Here is a 655-nt window from a genome sequence, read left to right as displayed (position 1 = left end):
CGTTGGCGAGGGCCCAGGTCAGTTCCAGGATGGAGGCGTCGAAGCCGAAGGACGCGAACTGCAGGACGCGGTCCTCGGGGGTGGGCTCGACCAGGTCGCGCTGGCCTTCGAGCATGTTGGACAGGCCGCCGTGCGCGATGGCGACGCCCTTGGGGACGCCGGTGGAGCCGGAGGTGTAGATCAGGTAGGCGAAGGTGTCGGCGTCGGGCTCGCGGCCCGGCACCGGTCCGACCGGCTCGGCGGGCATGTCCAGGTGGAGGGTGGGGCCGTCGAAGGGGACGGCGCCGTCCAGCGCCCGCTGGGTCAGCAGCACCCGCATGCCGCTGTCCTCGGCCATGAACGCGAGCCGGTCGGTGGGGTGTTGGGGGTCCAGCGGGACGAACGCGCCGCCGGAGCGCAGCACGCCGAGCGCGGCGCGGACCCAGTCCGGCCCCCGGTCGACGCAGATGCCGACGACGCTCTCGGGTCCGACGCCGAGCAGCCGCAGGCGGCGGGCGATCTGTTCGGCCTGCTCGTGGAGTTCGGCGTAGGTCAGGGTCTGGCCGCGGTGCTCGACGGCGACGGCGTGCGGGGTGCGGGCGGCCCATGCGGCGACGTGCTCGTGGAACAGCAGCGGCGAGGCGGGCAGGTCCGGGCCCGCGGCCCAGCCGAGGAC

Annotated in this window: 1 protein-coding gene; it reads right to left on the bottom strand. The window is 74.7% G+C overall.

The features are described 5' to 3' along the window. On the bottom strand, window positions 1-655 hold a 655-nt coding region (locus LPA54_RS34655; protein ID WP_228984602.1), incomplete at both ends, for an AMP-binding protein.

This window comes from Streptomyces sp. DH12 (genome assembly GCF_020873895.1).
Classification (GTDB): domain Bacteria; phylum Actinomycetota; class Actinomycetes; order Streptomycetales; family Streptomycetaceae; genus Streptomyces.
Note: the sequence above shows the minus strand (reverse complement) of the source record. Positions and strands in the feature narration are given on the sequence as shown.